1 protein-coding gene is annotated in these 269 nt (G+C 55.0%); it reads right to left on the reverse strand.

The window, feature by feature from the left end; all coding sequences use genetic code 11:
- Positions 1–255, reverse strand: a 255-nt coding sequence (locus tag HMPREF2696_RS06725; RefSeq protein WP_249967838.1) for a hypothetical protein, incomplete at its 3' end; no start/stop codon positions are given.
- Positions 256–269: the final 14 nt, after the last annotated feature.

Below are 269 nucleotides of genomic sequence, written 5' to 3' on the forward strand. Positions count from 1 at the left end.
TTTGCTGTCGCCTGCGGTGACGCTGTCAACGGTAATGTCTTTGGCCAGTTTGAAGTCAATCTGGTTGTCAGACACGGTGGTCACGATGTTTTTGTCGCTGCTGCGGTAAGCAACGGTTTCGCCCAGTTGGACGTTGTCGTCGTTACCGTTGTCGGCGGCAATGTTCAGACCTTTGGCCACGTTGGCGTTGGTTTCTTTCAGCTGACCGTAGTTAACGGCGTCGGTATCGTCGGTACCGGCGGCTACGTTGGTCACTTTGTTGCCGGCGT

Source organism: Neisseria sp. HMSC058F07 (assembly GCF_001810035.1).
GTDB lineage: Bacteria > Pseudomonadota > Gammaproteobacteria > Burkholderiales > Neisseriaceae > Neisseria > Neisseria perflava.